A 20,096-nucleotide genomic window follows, 5' to 3' on the forward strand; every position below is an offset into this window, starting at 1 on the left:
GGAGCAAGCTCCCTGTTACCGTTCGACTTGCATGTGTAAAGCATGCCGCCAGCGTTCAATCTGAGCCAGGATCAAACTCTTCAGTTCAATCTCTGTTTCCAAAGCCATAAATGGCCTCGTGTCGATTTCATGCCACTGGCATGAAATCGCTCTTCAATTAACTGACGATTCCTCTTGCGAGGTCACGTTTGTTTTTTGTTGAGCGTTTAAATAATTTGAGCTTCGCAGCTTGCGCTGCGGGCCTCATCATCAAACGCCCACACTTATCGATTGTAAATTTTTAAAGAATTCTGCATTGTTGCTGAAGCGTTTTGTTCAGCAGCAGAGAGGCGAGATTATGCGGTGTTTCGTGCAGCTCGTCAACCCCTTCTTTTCCTACTCCTCGCTGCAAGCAGTGCTCAGCAGCGCGGGGACAGAACTATAACCGAGGCCCTTCAAATCCGCAAGTCCCTGCCGTCCAGTCCCCGATTTGCGCAGACTGTCGCAAGCCCGTGGCGGATCGGGTCCACTTTGCGTACAGTTGCACCATCCGAGAAATTGAAGGCATTACATGTTTCCCCAACCCAAAGCCCAAGACACGCTGAAGACCATCCTCGCCTGGCTGCACAAAGGCTTCGACGCGACCGCCACCTGGGTCACCCAGCTGTCCTGGTGGAAATTCTTCCTGTTTGCGGCACTGGCCCTGATCGCCGGCTCCATCCTCCAGGACGAGCTGTTCTCTTCACGGCCGGACGAGGAATACGTAACCAAGGAGCGCAAGCGTTCCCGCCCGGGCAGCGACACCAACATCCTGATCGACGATAGCGGCATCCACTTCAATCCACGCGGCAGCAAAATCCGCAAGGAGGCGCCTCCAGCCGGAAGCGAGGACAGCGCCGACGCTTCCGCCCCGGCCTTGCCCGAGCCCCCGGAACACGGCGAGGCGCCCGCCGCACCCGCAGCGCCAGCGGCACCGGCCGCCCCGGCAGCGCCAGCCGGCAAGGCTGGGCGCGCCGCCCGCGCACCAGCCGCGCCGGCCGCCCCTGCCCTGCCCGGCGAAGAAGTCCACATTGAACTGCCGCCGCAAATCGGCGAAGAACTTTCCAATGCCATCGAGGAAGCGGTGGACGATGCCGCCGAGCAGAAGGTGTCGCGCTACCACAAGCAGGCGTCGACCTGGTTCAAGAGCTTCGTGTCCCTGTTAGTACTGGCCCTGTTCGCCACCAAGGCGCTGATGGGCGGGAAGAAGCGCGCCGAAGCGCAAACCCAATCCGCCAACGCTGCGGCCGAGCGCGAATCCATGCAGCGCCAGCTGAGTGAAGCCAAGATGCAGATGATGCAGGCGCAAGTGGAACCGCATTTCCTGTTCAACACGCTGGCATCGGTCGAGCACCTGATCGAAACCGATCCGCCGCGCGCCTCGGCCATGCAGCGCAGCCTGATCAAATACCTGCGCGCGGTCCTGCCGCAAATGCGCGACAGCAACCTGATCACCAACCTGGGCCGCGAAGCCGACATGGTGGCAGCCTACCTGGCGCTGCTGAAGATGCGCATGGAAGAGCGCCTGACCATCGAGTTCGAGGTGCCGGACGGCCTGCGCACCGCCGCCTTTCCGCCCATGATGCTGCAGTCCATGGTGGAAAACGCCATCAAGCACGGCCTGGAAGGCAAGCCCGAAGGCGGCACCTTGCGGGTGCGCGCCGAGGTGGCGCACAACAAGCTGCGCGTGATTGTGGCGGACGACGGGCTGGGCTTCGGCGCCAAGCCCAGCGACGGCACCGGCCTGGGGTTGAGCAATATCCGCGAACGCCTGAAACTACTGCACGGCAACGAGGGGTCGCTGAACATCCAGCCCAACCAGCCGAGCGGCGTGATTGCCACCATCGAAGTGCCGTACGCCCTGGCCGCCAAGTAAAGGCCAATAAATGGCCAAGTAATCGATTGCGCCTGCCGCCGATTCGTTGAATAATTAGCACTCACTTTTAACACTGTTACCGAATATGCCAACTGCAATTCTTGCCGATGACGAAAGACTGATGCGCGACCAGCTGCGCATGCGCCTGGGCCAGGTATGGCCCGAACTGGACATTGTCGGCGAAGCCAAGAACGGCGAGGAAGCAATCGACCTGGTCGACCAGCTCAAGCCCGACTTCGCCTTCCTCGATATCCGCATGCCCGGCAAGAGCGGTATGGAGGCGGCCGCCGCCATCGGCAACAAGAGCAACGTGGTGTTCGTCACCGCCTACGATGTGCACGCGGTGGAAGCGTTCGAGCGCGGCGCGGTCGACTATGTGCTGAAGCCGGCCGAGCCGGAGCGCCTGCAGATCACGGTGGAGCGCCTGAAGAACCGCATGAACGCGCCGGCCGGGTCTGCCGGCGGCGCCGACGTGAACGCCAGCGTGACCGCCATGCTGTCCCAGCTGGCCGAGAAAATCGCCGCGCCCAAGAAAACCTATCTGCAGTGGATACAGGCCAGTATCGGCCAGGACCTGCGCATGATCCCGGTGGAAGAAATCCTGTTCTTCCGCTCGGATGAGAAATACACCTGCGTGCAGACGGCCAAGTACGAAGCGCTGATCCGCAAGCCGGTGCGCGACCTGGCGGAAGAGCTCGATCCCGACCTGTTCTGGCAGATCCACCGCGCGACCCTGGTCAACGTCAACGCCATCGAAGGCGTGACGCGCGACATCCGCGGCCGCCACCTAGTGCTGATCAAGGACCGCTCCGACAAGCTGGAAGTGTCGCGCAGTTTCCTGCACCTGTTCAAGCAAATGTAATCTTCTCCACCCTGCGCCAGATCAAAATCCCGGCTCAGCTGCTATCCTATTGTGTAGCCTTAGGCCGGCTCCCGGCCACGGGGATGCGCATATGGAAAAGCTCGGCAAATCGGCGCGGCGGCGCAGCAAGCAGGCGGACATCCGCTCGCGCCGCGATTGCCAGGCGCCCGGCCGGCGCGCCACCGACCGCGCCATCTCCTACGACCAGCTGCGCGACCTTTCCGCCGCGCTGCAAACCACGCGTGAAGAAGAACGCGCCCACATCGCGCGGGAACTGCACGACGACCTCGGCCAGCTGCTGGCCACGCTGCGCGTGGACCTGAGCCTGCTGCAGCAGCAAGCCGACAGCTCGGCGCAGACCACGCGCCAGATGCGCTCGATGGACAAGCTGCTCCAGCGCGCCATCACCTCGCTGCGCCGCATCGCCACCAATCTGCGCCCGCACGCGCTCGATGAAGGCGGCCTGTACTACGCCTTACAAACGCTGCGCCAGGAGTTCATCCAGCGGCACGGCATCAGTTGCCAGCTGGAGGCGCAGGAAAGCGAGCTGATCCTGGACGACCGCTACAGTACCGCCGCCTTCCGCATCGTGCAGGAATCGCTGACCAATATCGCGCGCCATGCCCACGCCAGCCAGGTATGGATCTCGGTGCACCGCCGCGACGGGCTGCTGCACCTCCAAATCAGGGACAACGGACGCGGCATCGCGCCGGACGATTTGAACAAGGCACACTCCTTCGGCCTGCTGGGCATGCGCGAGCGCGTGTGGGCGCTTGACGGCGAGATCCAGATCCGGGGCCGCGAGGCCAACGGCGACGGCGGCACCCGCATCACCGTGGAACTGCCGCTGCCCTGAACGCAAAAAGCGCCCCGGAGGGCGCTTTCCCGCTACAGAAAGAACAGCTTAGAAGGCGTGGCGCAGGCCGATATTGAAGGCCTTGTCGCCGCTGCCTGGCTCGTTGTTGTTACCAACGGTGTAGCCGGCGCCGTTCTTGTTCTTGATCTTGGCGTAAGCAACGTAGGTGCTGGTACGCTTCGACAGCGGGTAGATGTAGCCCACGGCGATCTGGGTGGCATCCTGGTTGTTGATGGTCTTGTCGTCCTTGCTGGTGTAGGAAGCCAGCACGTTGCCTGGACCGGCAGGTACGGACACGCCAACCAGGATATCGCGCGCGTCGATCGATGGCTTCGGTGCGGTCTTGAAGCCGAACGCGTTGGCGACCGGGATCGGCGAGCTGTTCAGGCCCTTGTCGGTGGCGTAAGCGAAGTAAGCCTTCACCACGGTGAAGTCATAGTTCACGGCCAGCAGGGTGTTCTTGGCTTCGTCCTGGTTCTTGGCCGGGGTGGTGCCGACGGCAGCGATGTCCTGGTTGCGGTTGTTATACACCAGGCGCGCGTTCAGCGGGCCCTGGGCGTAGTTCAGGCCGAAACCGATCTGGCGGCCGGCGGTGCTGTCGCCAGCCTGTTCGCCCAGCGCGTACAGCAGTTCAGCCGAGAAGCCCGACACTACTGGCGAGGCGTACACCATGGCATTGCTGACGCGGGTGTTGGCGCCCGAGGTGGCGAACAAGTTCTTGATGGAACCGGCGTAGCCTGCTCCGAACGGGTCGGCCACCTGGCTCATGGCGTTGTACAGCATGGTGTACTGGCGGCCCAGGGTGAAGGAACCCAGCTCCTTGCTTTTCAGGCCAACATAGGCCTGGCGGTTGAACAGGGTGCTGGACGTGTTGTCCAGCGCGCCGTCGTCGGCCTTGAAGCCGGTTTCCATGGCGAACACGGCCGACAGGCCGTTGCCCAGGTCTTCCACGCCGCGGAAGCCGATGCGCGACTGGCCGCCGATGCCGCTGGTGACCTTGGTCACGCTGCCGGCAGCGCCGCCGCTTTCTTTCACCAGGCCCGCGTCCACCAGACCGTAGATGGTCACGTTGGATTGTGCTTGTGCGCTTGCCGAGAAGGCGCCGATAACCAGTGCTGCCAGAGTAAGTTTTTTCACTTGATGATCCATATTGTTCGTTAAGGAAAGCGTCGCTTGCAACTTGACGGGACGAATCTTGCCTAACAAATGCTTCAACAATATGACATCAACAATTGTTGTTCTTTCGCAACAATAAAAATGGGGTCAGGGTTAATTACACGAACCATATACGGATCGCATAATTAACCCTGACCCCGTTTTCAGGGCAATTATTTCAGGCGGCAGGTGGCGAGCCAGTAGTGCTCCAGGCGCTCGACGCGCACTTCCTTGGCGGCGCCGGACAGGCGCTTGCGCAGCCAGCTGTCGGATGGGTAGCTTTGCGCCACTTCGTAGCGCTCGCCCTTGGTGTCGGTGAGGATGTGGAAGCTGTTGCCGTCCAGGTCGGTACGCGCGATGGGCTCGCTGTAGCCTTCGACATAGTTGTTGTCGAGCAGGACCAGCAGCACTTCCTTGCCCAGCTTGGCGCGCAGGTGGGCAAGGTATTTGTCCTGGCTGGATCGCGGCACTTGCGACCATAGGCCGGCAGCGAAACAGGCCGTGAACTGGCCCGGGGCGATGTCGTCCGGCAGCGAGAAGGCATCGCCCTCGGTGAATTGCACGAAGTCCTCGTCCAGGCCGCGCTCGCGCGCCGCCGCCAGCATCTGCGGGCTGTTGTCGATGGCGCGCACGGACTCGGCCGCGTCGGCGATGATCTCGGTCCAGTAGCCGCTGCCGCAGGCCAGTTCCAGCACCTTGTGGCCGTGCAGCAGCTCGGTCAGCGCCTCGTGCAGTTCTTCCAGGTCGTCTTCCACTTCCGGGCGCTCGTATTGCAGGTCGTAGGTGGCGGCGACGGCCGCGTAATATTCTTGTTGGGTCTTCATAGTCTTACAACTCGTAATTGTCTTTTTCACCGTTCATGGCTTGCTCGATCAACTTGCGGTTGAGCGTGGGCGCCAACAGTTCGATGAAGGTGTAGATATAGCTGCGCAGGTAGGCGCCCTGCTTGACCGCCACGCGCGACACGTTCATGCCGAACAGGTGGCCGGCCGGGATGGCGCGCAGGCTGCGGTCGCGCTCGGGATCGAAGGCCATGCCGGCAATGACGCCGATGCCCATGCCCAGCTCGACATAGGTTTTGATGACGTCCGCGTCGATGGCTTCCAGCAGCACGTCCGGCTTCAGGCCGCGCAGCGAGAACGCGTGGTCGATCTTGCTGCGGCCGGCGAAGGCGCCATCATAGGTGATGAGCGGGAATGCGGCAATCTCCTCCAGCGTCAGCGCCTTGGATTTGAGCAGCGGATGGTCCGGCGGTACCACCACCACGTGTTCCCATTGATAACACGGCAAGGTGATCAGATTATCAACTCCGGCAATCGATTCAGTGGCGATGGCCAGGTCGGCCTGGTCGCGCTGCACCATCTCCGCAATCTGGCGCGGATTGCCTTGCAATAAAGACAAGCGCACCTTGGGAAACTTCAGCATGAAGGCCTGCACCACCTTGGGCAGCGTGTAGCGCGCCTGGGTGTGGGTGGTGGCAATGGTGAAACTGCCGCTGTCCTGGGCCGCGTATTCTTTGCCGATGCGCTTGAGGCTATCGATCTCCTGCATGATCAGTTCCACCGAGGACAACACCAGCCGCCCGGGCTCGGTCAGCCCCCGGATGCGCTTGCCGTGCCGCGTGAAAATGTCCACGCCCAGCTCCTCTTCCAGCTCGATAATGGCCTTGGACACGCCGGGCTGGGAGGTAAACAGGGCCTTGGCGGCGTCTGTCAGGTTGTAGTTCTGGCGTACTGCTTCACGGACAAAGCGCAGTTGATGAAGATTCATTGTTCTCTCGGTGGGGGCTGCTCTAGCTCTATTTTACGCTCATGCTTATACCCAATACGTATATAAGCAAATAAAGACTAAGTCGTTTGGAATAAAGATGAAGTTTATTACCATTGACGCCAGTTTGGGATACTTTGAAAGAGCCAGCCCCGCCGGCAAGCGATTTTTTTAGGAATGACATGTATCAATACGATCAATACGACCACCTCATCGTCCGCGAACGCATCGCGCAATACCGCGACCAGGTGCGCCGCCGCCTGGCCGATGAGCTGACGGAAGCCGAATTCCTGCCCCTGCGCCTGCAGAATGGCCTGTACTACCAGCGCCATGCCTACATGCTGCGCATCGCTGTGCCCTACGGCCTGCTGGCAAGCAAGCAGATGCGCATGTTCGCGCACATCGCCCGCAAGTACGACCGCGGCTACGGCCACTTCACCACGCGCCAGAACATCCAGTTCAACTGGATCGAACTGGAACAGACGCCGGACATCCTGACCGACCTGGCCTCGGTGGAAATGCATGCCATCCAGACCTCGGGCAACTGCATCCGCAACACCACCACCGACGAGTTCGCCGGCGTGGCGGCCGACGAGATCATCGATCCGCGCCCCTACTGCGAGATCCTGCGCCAGTGGTCCACCTTCCACCCTGAATTCATCGCCCTGCCGCGCAAGTTCAAGGTGGCCGTGAATGGCGCCGTGCAGGACCGCGCGGCCATCGCCGTGCACGACATCGGCCTGACCGTGGTCTACAACGAGGCCGGCGAGATCGGCTTCAAGGTGATGGTCGGCGGCGGCATGGGCCGCACTCCCATCCTGGGCAGCGTGATCCGCGAGTTCCTGCCGCGCGAGCACCTGCTAACCTACGTCGAAGCCATCATGCGCGTGTACAACCTGCATGGCCGCCGCGACAACAAGTACAAGGCCCGCATCAAGATCCTGCTGAAGGCCATCGGCGCCGAGGAATTCGCACGCCAGGTGGAAGCCGAGTGGGAAGACCTGAAGAACAGCGAGGAGACGCTGACGCTGGAGGAAATGGAGCGCGTGATCGCCTACTTCCAGCCGCACCCGTACAAGCAGCTGGACGCGATCGATCCGCTGGCCGCGCACGCCGACAACAAGGCCTTTGCCAACTGGCTCAAGCGCAATGTGAAGGCGCACAAGCAGCCTGGCTACGCATCCGTGGTGCTGTCGCTGAAGAAGACCGGCGTGCCGCCGGGCGACGCCACCGCAGAACAGATGGACTTCATGGCCGACCTGTCGGACCGCTACAGCTTCGGCGAACTGCGCGTGACGCACGAGCAGAACATCGTGCTGGCCGACGTGGAACAGTCGCAGTTGTTCGCGCTGTGGCAGGAAGCCAAGGCACACGGCCTGGCCACGCCGAACATCGGCCTGCTGACCGACATGATCTGCTGCCCGGGCGGCGACTTCTGCTCGCTGGCCAACGCCAAGTCGCTGCCGATCGCCGCCGCCATCGCGGAGCGCTTCGACAACCTGGACTTCCAGCACGACATCGGCGAGATCGAACTGAACATCTCGGGCTGCATCAACGCCTGCGGGCACCATCACGTGGGCAACATCGGCGTGCTGGGCGTGGACAAGGACGGCAGCGAGTGGTATCAGGTGTCGATCGGCGGCGCGCAAGGCAACGATTCGGCCATCGGCAAGATCATCGGTCCGTCGTTCTCCGCGCTGCAGATGCCGGAAGTGATCGGCCGCCTGCTGGAAGTGTATGTGCGCGAGCGCTTCGAGAACGAACGCTTTGTGGACACCGCACAGCGCCTGGGCGTCGCGCCGTTCAAGGAATATGTATACGCCACGCCGATTGCCGATGCGGGCCGCCTGGTTGGAGAAGACGAATATGCGTGAAGATAAACTGATCATCAAGGGCCGCGAAATCACCGGCAACGACTGGACCGTGCTGCGCGCGGCCGAAGGCGAGGACGCGGCGGCACTGGCCGCCCCGGCCGGCAAGGCCATCGTGCCGCTGGCCACCTGGCAGGCGCAGGCCGGCGCCCTGGCCGCGCGCCGCGCCGCCGGCGAAATCGGCGTGTGGTTCGCTCCGGACGAGCGCCCCGAAACGCTGAAGGGCGAACTGGATGCCTTCGCCGTGGTGGCTGTGGACTTCCCCAAATTCACCGACGGCCGTGGCTATTCGATCGCCTACAACCTGCGCACCCGCCTGGGCTACGCCGGCGAACTGCGCGCCATCGGCGACGTGCTGCGCGACCAGCTGTTCTCCATGCAGCGCGTGGGCTTCAACGCCTACGACGTGCGCGGCGACCGCAGCATCGAAGATGCGCTCAAGGGCCTGTCGGACTTCTCGGAGACCTACCAGGCTTCCGTGGACCAGAAAGTGCCGCTGTTCCGCCGCGCCGCCCGCCCCGCGCCTTCCGAAACCGGCGACGCCGGCTACGGCATCTGACGCGCGGAGCCGGCATGAGCGAGCTGAATACCCTGATCCAGTCCACGCAGCAGACCCTGGAGCGCATCGTGCGTGATTTCACGCCCGCCGTGTTCGCGTCCAGCCTGGCCGCCGAAGACATGGTGCTGACCGATCTGATCCTGAAGGCCAAGCTGCCCATCACCATCTTCTCGCTGGAGACCGGCCGCTTGCATGCTGAAACGCTGGCCATGCTGGACAAGGTGAAGGAAACCTACGGCTACGAGATCGCCCTGTACCGCCCGCAACCCGAGGCGGTGGAAGCCTACGTGGCGCAGAACGGCCTGAACGCGTTCTACGACAGCGTGGAGATGCGCAAGGAATGCTGCCGCATCCGCAAGGTGGAGCCGCTGGGCCGCGCCCTGGCCGGCAACCAGGCCTGGATCACCGGCCAGCGCCGCGCGCAGTCGGCCACCCGCACCTCGCTGATGATCGAGGAAGACGATCCGGCCCACTTCATGACCAAGTTCAACCCGCTGGCCGACTGGTCGGAGCAAGACGTGTGGACCTATTTGCGCGACAATAAGGTGCCGTACAACGCCTTGCACGACAAGGGCTACCCGTCGATCGGCTGCGAACCCTGCACCCGCGCCATCGAGCCGGGCGAGGACGTGCGCGCCGGGCGCTGGTGGTGGGAGAATCCGGAATCGAAGGAATGCGGCCTGCACGTGGTAGACGGCAAGCTGATACGCATCAAATCCGTGGCCGCGTGAGCGCCGGCGGGTTACGCGCATGCGCTAACCCGCCCTGCGCACACCGCCGCACCGCTGCACCGTAGGGCGGGTTAGCGCATGCGCGTAACCCGCCATGCATCGATACTCAATAGAATAGGCAAAGCCATGAACACAGTAGTTGACCGTTACGCCTCCACCATAGGCCTGAGCGACGTGAACGCGCGCCACCTGGACGCGCTGGAATCGGAAGCCATCCACATCCTGCGCGAAGTGGCCGCCGAGTGCAGCAACCCCGCCCTGCTGTTCTCGGGCGGTAAGGATTCCGTGGTGCTGCTGCGCCTGGCCGAGAAGGCTTTCCGTCCCGGTAAATTCCCCTTCCCGCTGGTGCACATCGATACCGGCCACAACTTCCAGGAAGTCATCACCTTCCGCGACCAGCGCGTGGCCGAACTGGGCGAGCGCCTGATCGTGGGTTCGGTGGAAGACTCGATCAAAAAGGGCACCGTGCGCCTGCGTAATCCGCAGACCGATTCGCGCAACGCCGCGCAGGCGGTGACGCTGCTGGAAACCATCGCCGAACACGGCTTCGACGCCTGCATCGGCGGCGCCCGCCGCGATGAAGAGAAGGCCCGCGCGAAAGAGCGCATCTTCTCATTCCGCGACGAATTCGGCCAGTGGGACCCGAAAGCACAGCGCCCGGAACTGTGGGACCTGTATAACACCCGCGTGCATCCGGGCGAGAACATGCGCGTGTTCCCGATCTCGAACTGGACCGAGCTCGATGTGTGGCAGTACATCGCCCGCGAAAAGCTGGCGCTGCCGCCGATCTACTTCGCGCACGAGCGCCAGGTAATCCCGCGCAACGGCCTGCTGGTGCCGCTGACCGACCTCACCCCGGCGCGCGAAGGCGAAACCGTGGAGACGCAAGTGGTGCGCTTCCGCACCGTGGGCGATATCTCCTGCACCTGCCCCGTGTCCTCGGACGCGGAAACGGTGGAAGCCATCATCGCCGAAACGGCCGTTACCCAGATCACTGAACGCGGCGCCACCCGGATGGACGACCAGACCTCCGAAGCCTCCATGGAAAAACGCAAGAAAGCAGGTTACTTCTGATGAACGCTCGCATTGAAAACACTGAAAACCAGGCCGGCCTGCTGCGCTTCATCACCGCCGGTTCGGTGGACGACGGCAAGAGCACGCTGATCGGCCGCCTGCTGTTCGACAGCAAAGGCATCTTCGCCGACCAGCTGGCCGCCGTGTCGCGCGCCAAGAACAAACGCACCGTGGGCGACACCATCGACCTGTCGCTGCTGACGGACGGCCTGGAAGCTGAACGCGAGCAAGGCATCACCATCGACGTGGCCTACCGCTACTTCGCCACGCCGAAGCGCAAGTTCATCATCGCCGACACCCCGGGCCACGAGCAGTACACCCGCAACATGGTGACCGGCGCTTCCACCGCCGACGCCGTCATCATCCTGATCGACGTGTCGAAAGTGAAGCTGCGCGAAGACGGCGGCGTGGACCTGCTGATCCAGACCAAGCGCCACTCCACTATCGCCCACCTGCTGCAGATCGAGCACGTGGTGGTGGCCGTGAACAAGATGGACCTGGTGAACTACGACCAGGCGATCTACGACCGCATCGTCAAGGCTTACCAGGAATTCGCGCAGACGCTGGGCCTGAAGGACATCACGCCCATCCCGCTGTCGGCCCTGAGCGGCGACAACGTGGTGGACGCGGGCGAGAACATGCCCTGGTATCAAGGCCCGACCCTGATCGAGCTGCTTGAATCGCTGTCCGTGTACGACGAGTCGCACAACGCGCCGTTCCGCTTCCCGGTGCAGCTGGTGGCGCGCCACAACGGCCACGAGGCGAATGACTTCCGCGGCTACATGGGCCGTATCGAGTCGGGCAAGGTCTCGGTGGGCGACAAGCTGGTGGTGCAGCCTTCGGGCCAGAGCGCCACCGTCAAGGATATCCTGACGCTGGAAGGCTCGCACCAGTCTGCGTCGGCCGGCAAGTCGGTGACGCTGCTGCTGAACGAGTACCTGGACATCTCGCGCGGCGACCTGCTGGCCAGCAGCGAGCAGCCGGCCACCCTGCTGAAGACCCTGAACGCGGACGTGTGCTGGCTGTCGGAAGATGCGCTGGACCTGCGCCGCAAGTACTGGATCAAGCACGGCACCAAGCAGACCGCCGCCAAGATCACCAAGATCGAGTCGCTGCTGGACATTAACACCCAGGAGCGCCGCGAAGCCGACGCGCTGAAACTGAACGACGTGGCGCGCATCGCGCTGACCGTGCAGCAGCCGCTGGCAGCCGACGACTATACCGATAGCCGCGCGACGGGCGCCTTCATCCTGATCGATGAAGTGACCCACCAGACCGTGGCGGCCGGCATGATCCGCCTGGCCTGACCATGACGGCGCCCGAGCCCGTGTTCGGCAAGGTCTATCTCATCGGCGCCGGCCCCGGAGCGCAGGACCTCATCACCCTGCGCGGCGCGCGCCTGCTGGCGCAAGCCGACGTGGTGCTGCACGATGCGCTGGTGACCGAGGAGATGCTGGAGCTGTGCCCGCAGGCCGAGAAGATTTCGGTGGGCAAGCGCTCGGGCCAGCGCTCCACCGCGCAGCATGCCATCAACGCGCAGCTGGTGGACAACGCCGGGCGCCACAAACTGGTGGTGCGGCTCAAGGGTGGCGATCCGATGCTGTTCGGGCGCGCGGACGAAGAACTGCGCGCGCTGGAGGAAGCCGGCATCGAGGTGGAGATCGTCCCGGGTATCACCACCGCCGTCGCGGCGGCGGCGGCCACCAGGCAGCCGCTCACCAAGCGCGGCGTCGCGCGCAGCGTGGCCTTCTTCACTTCCAGCACGGCGCCCGAGCATCCGGCCGACGTGGACATGCCGGACAGCGACACGCTGGTGCAGTACATGGGCGGGCGCGAGGCCATCATCACGGCGCAGCGCCTGCTGGACCAGGGGCGGCTGGGCGAGACGCCGGTGGTGGTGATTGAAAACGTGAGCCGCGCCGATCAGCGCATCTTGCGCCTGACGCTGGACACGCTGGCGCACGGCCTGGCGCCGTCGCACGGCCCGGTGCTGGTGATGCTCGGCCACGCCATGGCGCGCCGGCCGCACCAGGCCGCAGACTGAGCCCGGCGGGTTACGGCGTCCCGCCTAACCCGCCCTACGCATCCATACCGCCGCGCAAATGCGCAGGCCTGCTCCCGTAGGGCGGGTTAGGCGCGTGCGCCGTAACCCGCCAGCGCCGCCGCGATTGCCATTTCAACAATTCCCGCCGTAGAATAGCTGCTTCGACCACCGGAGCACTCCATGCGCAATCTCGCCCCCGTCCTGCTGGCATTCGCCGTCAGCGCCGCCTACGCCCAACCGCCCGCCGCGGAAGCCCCGCTGTCCGCCCTCCCCTACACTCCCGGGCTGGACGTCAGCGCCATGGACAAGAGCGCGGATCCCTGCGAAGACTTCTACCAGTACAGCTGCGGCGGCTGGATGAAAAACAATCCCATCCCCCCCGACCAGAGCGCGTGGAGCGTGTACGGCAAGGCCGCGCAGGACAACCAGCGCTTCCTGTGGGGCATCCTGACCACGCTGGCCGCGCAGGAAAGCGGCCGCAACCCTGCCCAGCAAAAGATCGGCGACTACTTCGCCGCCTGCATGGACGAGCAGGCCGTGAACGCGCGCGGCGCCGCGCCGCTGCAGGAATACCTGGCCCTGATCGCCGGCATGGCCTCCAAGCGCGACCTGCCGCGCGTGCTGGCCAGGCTGCACATCGAGATCGCCAACAGCATGCTGTTCGGCTTTTCGTCCAACCAGGACCTGGGCGACTCCTCCCAGGTGATCGCCTTCGCCGCCACCGCAGATGCCGGCCTGCCGGACCGTGACTACTACCTGAAGACCGACGCCAAGTCCAAGACCATCCGCGCCCAATACGTGGCGCACATCGCCCGCTCGCTGGAGCTGGCGGGCGACACGCCGCAAGCGGCCAAGCGTGCCGCAGCCGGCATCCTGCGCTTCGAAACCGCGCTGGCGAAAGCCTCGCTGTCGCGCGTGGACCAGCGCGACCCGTACAAGATGTTCCACAAGACGGACTTGAAAGGCCTGCAGGCCATGACGCCGGCCTTCGACTGGCGCGCGTACCTGCAGGCGGCCGGACAGCCCGGCGCCGCCAGCTTCAACGTCAACGAACCAGCCTATCTGCGCGCGCTGAACAAGGGCCTGCAGCAATTGAGCCTGGACGACATCAAGACCTATCTGCGCTGGCACACCACACGCGCCCTGGCGCCTTTCCTGTCGCAGGACTTCGTCGACGAAAACTTCGCCTTCTATCAAAAGACCCTGCTGGGCACGCCGGAGCAGAAGCCGCGCTGGAAGCGCTGCGTGCAACTGGTGGACCAGCAGCTGGGCGAGGCGCTGGGGCAGGAATTCGTCAGCCGCGCCTTCAGCCCGGAGCTGAAGGAGAAAACGCTGCACATGACGCGCCAGATCGAGGCGGCCATGGAACAGGACATCAACGCGCTGACATGGATGAGCGAGCCCACCAAGGCCAAGGCGCGCGAAAAGCTGCACGCGGTGGCCAACAAGGTGGGCTACCCGGACAGCTGGCGCGATTACAGCGCCTACAGCGTCAGCCGCGGCGACTTCGCCGGCAACGTGGTGCGCGGCACCGCCTTCGAGGTGCGGCGCCAGCTGGACAAGATCGGCAAGCCGCTGGACCGCTCCGAGTGGGGCATGACGCCGCCCACCGTGAACGCGTACTACAACCCGCAGATGAACGACATCAACTTCCCCGCCGGCGTGCTGCAGCCGCCGCTGTTCGACGGAAAAATGGACGACGCGCCGAACTACGGCAACACCGGCGGCACCATCGGCCATGAACTGATCCACGGCTTCGACGACGAGGGCCGCCAGTTCGACGCCAAGGGCAACCTGAAGGACTGGTGGGCCAGGCAGGACGCCAAGGCGTTCAAGCAGCGCGCGCAGTGCATCGTGGACCAGTACGCGCAATACACGGTGGTGGACGACATCAAGATCAACAGCAAGCTGACCCTGGGCGAGGATGCGGCCGACCTGGGCGGCCTGATCCTGGCCTGGATGGCGTGGAAGACGGAAATTGCGGACAAGGTGCTGGAGAACCGCGAAGGCATGACGCCCGAGCAGCGCTTCTTCGTCGGCACCGCCCAATGGACCTGCCAGAACGAGCGCCCCGAAAGCCTGCGCCTGCACGCCATGACCGACCCGCATTCGCCGGGCAAGTACCGCATCAACGGGGTGGTGGTGAATATGCCGGAATTTGCCAAGGCATTCGCCTGCAAGCCGGGCCAGGCCATGGTCAAGCCCAAGGAGAAGCTGTGCCGGGTATGGTGATGGCCGGCCCGGCGCCTGTTAAAATGTCGCCTTCGATTTTCTAGGAGGTGATATGCAGCAGCCGAATGAAGTATTTGAACGCGCCCGCGAAGCCCGCCTCGCCGGCCGTTACCAGGACGCGCTGAAGGACCACCTCTGGCTGCACGAGCACGCGCTGGAGGTGTCGCCCGAGTGGCGCGGCGTGCGCCTGTCCTTCGCCCTGCGCGACTGGATCTACCTGGCCGACGCCTTCCCGCCCGCGCGCGCCGCGCTGCAGAGCATCCGCGACCGCGAATCCTCGCGCATGCTGCTGGGCGCCGCCACCGTGGAGCGTTTCCGCGAGGTGGCCGCCATCAACGAGGCCCTGCGCGAAGTGGGCGCCACCCACCAGCTGTTCCTGAAACTGGATGAGATCGACTCTGCCCTGGCCGAGCAGTGCGCCGAACTGGCCATGACGGCACTGGTGAAGTGCGAAGACTTCCAGCTGGCGCGCCGCTTCCTGCCCTCGCCTTCCGGCCGCATCGAAGCGCTGGCCGCGCGCCTGAACGATGGCGCAGACGCGCTGGCGAGCCAGCCCGCGTCGGCCGCGCCAACGCTGCTGGCCTATGTACTGAACTATGCCAAGGAAGTGCGCCTGGTGCTGGCCGTGCTGAACGGGCTGGAAGAAAAAGGCGAAGCGGACAATATGCAGAAACTGGCACTGGACGAGATCCGTTCGGACGGCCTGCGCGCCATCATCCAGCGCGAACTGGAGCAGCCCGGCTCCACGCTGGCGGCCATGGCCGCGCAGTCGGAAGCGGACGGCGAAGAATAAGCCTTCCGCAAGCGGGCGGTCAGCCGCCCGTGTTCACCGCGCCGACACAGTAATCGGCGATGGCATCCAGCACCGCCGGATTTTCCCCCACCGCTTCGGCCACGCTGAAGCGGATGGCGGGATAGGCCGCACGCAGCTCGTCGAGCATCAGCGGCAGGTCGCGCAGCACGTGGCCACCCTGGCCAAGAAACACCGGCACCACCGCCACGTCCGCCACCCCGGCGGCCGCCAGCTCGGCGACCTTCTCAGGCAAGCGCGGCGACATCAGCTCCAAAAACGCCAGCGACACGTCCACGCCGGGCAGGCGCGCCTGGGTGAGGCCGCGCAAGCGCTCGAATGGCGCAGCCCAGCTGGCGGCGCGCGCACCGTGCGCGAACAGGATCAGTGCATTTTTTGCGGTCATCAGTGTCTCTCCACCCACCATAGCGCGCCCATGGCCAGCACCAGATAAATGACGCTGGGCGCTGCAGCCGTCAGGAAGGCCGGCCAGGTGCTCAGCATGCCCACGTGCGAGAACAGGGTGTTCACCAGCAGGAAGCTTACACCGATCATGATGCCGACGAAGACTTTCAGGCTGACGCCGCCGCTGCGCGCATGCAGGTAGGCAAAGGGCAGCGCCAGCGCCATCAGCACGAAAATGGCCAGCGGATCGAGCAGCTTCTTCCAGAACGCCACCTTGAACAGCTTGGACTCCTGCCTGTTCTCCTGCAGGTGGCGGGTGTAGACCGCCAGCTCGTTGGCCGACATGCGTTCCGGGTCGCGGCGCGACACCGACAGGATCTTCGGCGTGATCTCGGACACCAGGTCGCGCGAGGCCAGCTTGACGACTTCCACCTGGCTGGTTTCCTGCGCAAAGTGGTTCTGCGCCGTGGCCGTGGCGCCTGCCACCAGCAGCGCCGGATTGCTGAAGCGGCTCTCGGTCACCTCTTCCAGGCGCCACACGCTCTTGCCCTGGAAGGTGGCGCGCTTGGCCTGGATCAGGGCGCGCAGGCGGAAGCTGTTGTCGAACTCGTAGAGCTTCAGGTCGAGCAGCTGGCCGTCAGGCCGCACTTCACGCACATTGAAGAAGCGCGAACCGAGCACGGTGCCGGTCAGCCCTTCGCTCTTGATGATGTCCTTGGTCCACAGGCCGGAGCGGAACTCGGCCGATATGGCCGCGCCCTGCGCCGTGAGGCGCACCTTGTCCGCCAGCGGCGAGGTGCGCGGCACGATCAGTTCGCCGAAGATGAAGGCCACCGCCACGATCACCAGGCCGATCTTGAACAGCATGCCGATCGCCATGCGGGTGGACAGGCTGGCCGCGCGCATGATGGTGAATTCGGACGACGAGGCCAGCTGCGCCATGGTGTAGATGGTGCCGATCAGCGTGGCAACCGGCAGCACGCGGTAGATCCGCTCCGGCACCATGATGGCCACGTACAGCACCGCGTGCTGCAGGCTGTAGCCGTTCTTGCCCACCGACGGCAGTTCACCGGTCAGGTCCATGAAGGCCATCAGGCCCAGCAGCGCCAGCAGCACGAAGGCCACCGCCTGCGCGATCGAGGTGGCGAAATAGCGTTGCAGAATACTCATTACTTCACTTCCTTGGCCGGGCCCTTGCCGCGCTTGAACGCGGCCCACAGCACGCGCGGATGATAACGGTGGTTCACGTTCAGGCGCCACGCAAACATCAGCACGATGACGGTGGCCAGGGCCAGGTGCAGCGGCCACCAGGACAGCGCAAAGTTCATGCGCCCCTGGCGCACGCTGCCCTCGAATACCTTGACCAGGTTGTTATAGCTGAAGAAGATCAGCAAGGCCACGATCAGGTTGGACGAACTGCCCGCGCGCGGATTGACGAAGCCGAGCGGAATGGCCAGCAGCGGCAGCAGCAGGCAGGTGATGGGCAGCGCGATGCGCCACAGGATTTCGCCGTGGATGATGGGGCCCGTGCCGCGGAACAGTTCCGGACTCGGCATGGCGTCCACGCCCAGCGTGCCGCCCAGCTCCTGCGCCTTGCTGGCCACGCGCATGCTGTAGCGTTCGAATTCCATGGTCTGCACGTCGGCGCTGCCGGGCATGCCCTGGTAGCGGCGGCCGTTCTTCAGCACCAGGTAGCGGTCGCCCTCGGGCGTGGTGGTGATCACGCCTTCCTTGGCCACCACGGTGGCCGTGCCCTTGTCGTCCACCGTGTTGACGAACACGTTGTGCACCACCGCGCTCTGGCCGGACACGCCTTCAACAAAGAAGATGCGGTTGGCCGACGCCGATTCGCGGAACTGGCCGGGCGACACCTGCTGCAGGTCTTCGCGCTTCTGGAAGCGTTCGGCGTACTCGCCGCTTTTCTGCTTGGCCCAGGGCGTGGCGTAGAAACTGAGCACGCCGGTCAGCAGCACGATGGGCAGGATGAAGGTCAGCACAGGACGTATCCAGCGCGCCAGGCTCAGGCCGGAAGCGAACCACACCACCATCTCCGAGTCGCGGTAGCTGCGCGTGACCACCATCAGCACTGAAATAAAGCTGGTGAGGATCAGGACAGTTGGCAGATAATTCAGGGCCGCGAACGCTATCAGCGCGATTACGTCGCTCGATGCGACCTTGCCGCCTGCGGCTTTGCCCAGGATGGAAATCAGGGTCCAGGTGACAATGAGGGAAAACAGCACCGTGAAGGTTGCCCCGGCAGCACTGGCCAACTCGCGTTGAAGGGCACGTTGAAAAATCATTCGAAGTTTATAATTCGGTCGTCAAGTTAAGTAAGAACCAAGCCTACACGGAGAAATCTAATGGACTTTAGCATAAAAGCATTCGACGCAAAAAACACCATTGCGTCCGCCAAGACCGGCTGCATCGCCGTCGCGGTATTCGAAAACAAGAAGCTTTCGCAAGCGGCCAAGGCCCTCGACAGTGCGGGTGAAATCACGGCTGCGCTGAAGTCCGGCGACATCACCGGCAAGCCAGGTACGGCCCTGCTGCTGCGCGGCCTGAAAGGCGCCGCCGCCGAGCGCGTGCTGCTGATCGGCCTGGGCGCCGACGAAGCCGTCGGCGAGAAAAGCTTCGCCTCCGGCGTACAGGCTGCAGTCAAGGCGTTCTCCACCCTGGGCGCGGCGGACGCCATTATCGCACTACCGCTGGAAGAAGTGAAAGAGCGCGACGCAGCGTGGGCCATCCGCGCCGTGGTGCAGGCCGGCCGCGAAAGCATCTACCGCACCGACAGCCAGAAGAGCAAGAAGGATCCGGCTCCGGCCGGCGTGAAGAAAGTGGCACTGGCCGTGGCCAACAGCGCCGCCAACAAGCTGGCGCTGTCGCAGGCGGTCGCGATCGCCAACGGCATGGAACTGACCAAGGACCTGGGCAACCTGTCGGCCAACGTCTGCACCCCGACCTACCTGGCCGACACCGCCAGGAAGCTGGCCAAGGAGTTCGGCTTCGACGTGGAAGTCCTGGACCGCAAGCAGCTCGAAGCACTGAAGATGGGCAGCTTCCTGTCAGTGACCAACGGCAGCGAGCAGCCGCCCAAGTTCATCGTCCTGAAGCACAAGGGCGGCAAGGCCAAGGATGCGCCGGTGGTGCTGGTCGGTAAAGGCATCACCTTCGACACCGGCGGCATCTCGATCAAGGCCGGCCCCGGCATGGACGAGATGAAGTACGACATGTGCGGCGCCGCCTCGGTGCTGGGCACCTTCCGCGCCATCGGCGAGATGGGCCTGAAGTCCAATGTGGTGGGCATTATCGCCGCCTGCGAAAACATGCCTTCCGGCCGCGCCACCAAGCCGGGCGACATCGTCACCTCCATGAACGGCCTGACCATCGAAATCCTGAACACCGACGCCGAAGGCCGCCTGGTGCTGTGCGACGCGCTGACCTACGCCGAGCGCTTCAACCCGGCCGCGGTGATCGACATCGCCACCCTGACCGGCGCCTGCATCGTGGCCCTGGGCCACCACAACAGCGGCCTGTTCACGCGCGACGACGACGTCCACAACGCGCTGGCGGCCGAGCTGCTGGCTGCAGGCAAGGCCGCCGGCGACACCGCCTGGCGCCTGCCGATCGGCGAGCAGTACAACGAGCAGCTGAAGTCCAATTTCGCCGACCTGGCCAACATCGGCACGCCGGGCGGCGCCTCGTGCACAGCGGCGGCCTTCCTGGAAAACTTCACCCGCAAGTACAACTGGGCCCACCTGGACATCGCCGGCACCGCCTGGAAGTCGGGCGGCGCCAAGGGCGCCACCGGCCGTCCGGTGCCGCTGCTGGCGAACTTCCTGATTAACAGGGCATAAAA

General features: G+C 64.1%; 18 protein-coding genes and 1 rRNA gene. 12 read left to right on the plus strand and 7 right to left on the minus strand.

The window, feature by feature from the left end:
• Window positions 1-87 (minus strand): 16S ribosomal RNA (locus ASC94_RS25120); the annotation flags it as partial.
• 463 nt (window positions 88-550) lie between these two features.
• Here ASC94_RS25120 and ASC94_RS25125 point away from each other — a divergent pair.
• From ASC94_RS25125 to ASC94_RS25135, 3 genes are all read left to right on the plus strand, one after another.
• The gene (locus ASC94_RS25125; protein WP_056402546.1) at window positions 551-1,894 is read left to right on the plus strand and encodes a sensor histidine kinase; all 1,344 of its coding nucleotides are present in this window, start codon (window positions 551-553) and stop codon (window positions 1,892-1,894) included.
• 85 nt (window positions 1,895-1,979) lie between these two features.
• Entirely contained in the window at window positions 1,980-2,756 is a 777-nt protein-coding gene (locus ASC94_RS25130; protein WP_056402549.1) for a LytTR family DNA-binding domain-containing protein, read from the plus strand.
• 91 nt (window positions 2,757-2,847) lie between these two features.
• Window positions 2,848-3,612, plus strand: a complete 765-nt coding sequence (locus ASC94_RS25135; RefSeq protein WP_056402553.1) for a sensor histidine kinase — start codon at window positions 2,848-2,850, stop codon at window positions 3,610-3,612.
• A gap of 48 nt (window positions 3,613-3,660) precedes the next feature.
• Here ASC94_RS25135 and ASC94_RS25140 read toward each other — a convergent pair whose 3' ends face one another.
• The 3 genes from ASC94_RS25140 to ASC94_RS25150 all read right to left on the minus strand — a co-directional run bounded on the left by ASC94_RS25140 (window position 3,661) and on the right by ASC94_RS25150 (window position 6,537).
• Window positions 3,661-4,749 carry a porin gene (locus ASC94_RS25140; protein ID WP_229417404.1) on the minus strand — a complete coding sequence of 363 codons (1,089 nt, stop codon included), beginning with the start codon at window positions 4,747-4,749 and terminating at the stop codon, window positions 3,661-3,663.
• 191 nt (window positions 4,750-4,940) lie between these two features.
• Window positions 4,941-5,591 carry a class I SAM-dependent methyltransferase gene (locus ASC94_RS25145; RefSeq protein WP_056402560.1) on the minus strand — a complete coding sequence of 217 codons (651 nt, stop codon included), beginning with the start codon at window positions 5,589-5,591 and terminating at the stop codon, window positions 4,941-4,943.
• A gap of 4 nt (window positions 5,592-5,595) precedes the next feature.
• Complete coding sequence (locus ASC94_RS25150; protein ID WP_056402564.1) at window positions 5,596-6,537, minus strand: CysB family HTH-type transcriptional regulator; 942 nt, start codon at window positions 6,535-6,537, stop codon at window positions 5,596-5,598.
• Between the two features lie 179 nt (window positions 6,538-6,716).
• Between ASC94_RS25150 and ASC94_RS25155 the strand changes: the two genes are divergently transcribed.
• From ASC94_RS25155 to ASC94_RS25190, 8 genes are all read left to right on the plus strand, one after another.
• Entirely contained in the window at window positions 6,717-8,408 is a 1,692-nt protein-coding gene (locus ASC94_RS25155) for a nitrite/sulfite reductase (protein ID WP_056402568.1), read from the plus strand.
• Window positions 8,401-8,964: a DUF934 domain-containing protein gene (locus tag ASC94_RS25160; RefSeq protein ID WP_056402570.1), complete on the plus strand. Its 564-nt coding sequence runs from the start codon at window positions 8,401-8,403 to the stop codon at window positions 8,962-8,964. Before ASC94_RS25155 ends, ASC94_RS25160 begins: the two co-directional genes overlap by 8 nt.
• Window positions 8,965-8,978: 14 nt before the next feature.
• Entirely contained in the window at window positions 8,979-9,695 is a 717-nt protein-coding gene (locus tag ASC94_RS25165) for a phosphoadenylyl-sulfate reductase (RefSeq protein WP_056402574.1), read from the plus strand.
• Window positions 9,696-9,821: 126 nt separating this feature from the next.
• Window positions 9,822-10,769, plus strand: coding sequence for a sulfate adenylyltransferase subunit CysD (cysD, locus tag ASC94_RS25170; protein ID WP_056402577.1), 948 nt, complete (start codon window positions 9,822-9,824; stop codon window positions 10,767-10,769).
• Window positions 10,769-12,076: a sulfate adenylyltransferase subunit 1 gene (locus ASC94_RS25175; protein ID WP_056402581.1), complete on the plus strand. Its 1,308-nt coding sequence runs from the start codon at window positions 10,769-10,771 to the stop codon at window positions 12,074-12,076. The genes cysD and ASC94_RS25175 overlap by 1 nt, the downstream gene beginning before the upstream one ends.
• A gap of 2 nt (window positions 12,077-12,078) precedes the next feature.
• Window positions 12,079-12,813, plus strand: coding sequence for a uroporphyrinogen-III C-methyltransferase (cobA, locus tag ASC94_RS25180; protein ID WP_056402584.1), 735 nt, complete (start codon window positions 12,079-12,081; stop codon window positions 12,811-12,813).
• A 180-nt stretch (window positions 12,814-12,993) separates the two neighbouring features.
• Complete coding sequence (locus ASC94_RS25185; RefSeq protein ID WP_056402587.1) at window positions 12,994-15,045, plus strand: M13 family metallopeptidase; 2,052 nt, start codon at window positions 12,994-12,996, stop codon at window positions 15,043-15,045.
• Between the two features lie 52 nt (window positions 15,046-15,097).
• A complete protein-coding gene (locus ASC94_RS25190) occupies window positions 15,098-15,838 on the plus strand; it encodes a hypothetical protein (protein WP_056402589.1) in 741 nt (246 codons plus the stop codon).
• A gap of 19 nt (window positions 15,839-15,857) precedes the next feature.
• Here ASC94_RS25190 and ASC94_RS25195 read toward each other — a convergent pair whose 3' ends face one another.
• From ASC94_RS25195 to lptF, 3 genes are read right to left on the minus strand one after another with little or no spacing between them, the layout of a single operon-like run.
• Window positions 15,858-16,241 carry a sirohydrochlorin chelatase gene (locus ASC94_RS25195; protein WP_056402593.1) on the minus strand — a complete coding sequence of 128 codons (384 nt, stop codon included), beginning with the start codon at window positions 16,239-16,241 and terminating at the stop codon, window positions 15,858-15,860.
• Window positions 16,241-17,410 (minus strand): LPS export ABC transporter permease LptG, encoded by a 1,170-nt coding sequence (gene lptG / locus ASC94_RS25200; RefSeq protein WP_056402598.1) that lies wholly within the window; start codon window positions 17,408-17,410, stop codon window positions 16,241-16,243. The genes ASC94_RS25195 and lptG overlap by 1 nt, the downstream gene beginning before the upstream one ends.
• Window positions 17,410-18,540, minus strand: coding sequence for an LPS export ABC transporter permease LptF (gene lptF / locus ASC94_RS25205; protein WP_056402602.1), 1,131 nt, complete (start codon window positions 18,538-18,540; stop codon window positions 17,410-17,412). The genes lptG and lptF overlap by 1 nt, the downstream gene beginning before the upstream one ends.
• 60 nt (window positions 18,541-18,600) lie before the next feature.
• On the opposite strand from lptF, the gene ASC94_RS25210 reads away from it, so the two are divergent.
• The gene (locus tag ASC94_RS25210) at window positions 18,601-20,094 is read left to right on the plus strand and encodes a leucyl aminopeptidase (protein WP_056402606.1); all 1,494 of its coding nucleotides are present in this window, start codon (window positions 18,601-18,603) and stop codon (window positions 20,092-20,094) included.
• Window positions 20,095-20,096: the final 2 nt, after the last annotated feature.

The organism is Massilia sp. Root418, from assembly GCF_001425265.1.
Lineage (GTDB): Bacteria > Pseudomonadota > Gammaproteobacteria > Burkholderiales > Burkholderiaceae_D > Rugamonas.